The 683-nt window shown below is 54.8% G+C and carries 1 protein-coding gene; it reads right to left on the bottom strand.

What is annotated here, in order from left to right; genetic code table 11:
• A partial coding sequence (locus C3418_RS23845; protein WP_146054166.1) for an RNA-guided endonuclease TnpB family protein occupies positions 1-683 on the bottom strand: 683 nt, incomplete at both ends.

Raw genomic sequence — 683 nt, 5'->3', positions numbered from 1 at the left:
GCTGGATCTTGGCTTTTTGTTTCTTCCAGTTGCTGCTGAACTTTACCTTTTTGCTCAACTGGCGTTGGAGCCTTGCCAGCTTGGTCTGATTGGTTTTGAAGCTGTTGACGGGCTCAAACACCGTGCCATCTGACAGGGTTGCGAGCTTGGCGATCCCCGCATCCAGCCCGACCATTGAGCCGGAGGGGTGAATTGGCTCGGACGTCTCCTGCTCGACCTGAAAGGAGATATACCAGTGCCCGGCTGCTTGGCTGACGGTCGCGTTTTTAATTTTCCCTTCAACTGGCTGGGACTGACGGAACTTGACCCACGCCAGCCCGGCAGGCAGCTTCACGCGACCCTTTTCAAGGCGGCAATACTTGTCGAAGTTGACGAACCGGATAGCGTCGCGGTTGTCGCTTTTTTTCTTGAATACGGGTGCCTTGGCGGCGAGTTTCTTATCAAAGCAGCGCATCCACGCGCCATGCAAATCCTTGAGCTTCTGCTGGAGGTTGTCGGTATATGCCTCGGCCAGAAAGGCCATTTCTGGGTCTTTCTTCCAACTGGTGAGCATCCTGTTCAGCTCAAAGGCAGAAGGCAGTTTTTCGCCAGCATCCAGAATGCGTTTGGTTTCTGCCAGCCCGTGATTCCAGACATAACGAGCACAACCGCCCAACTGGCGCAGGCGTTGCGCTTGTTGTTCG

Source organism: Aeromonas sp. ASNIH8 (genome assembly GCF_002919855.1).
Taxonomy (GTDB): Bacteria; Pseudomonadota; Gammaproteobacteria; order Enterobacterales; family Aeromonadaceae; genus Aeromonas; species Aeromonas caviae.
The sequence above is the reverse complement of the archived record's forward strand: the minus strand, read 5'-3'. Positions and strand labels throughout refer to the sequence as shown.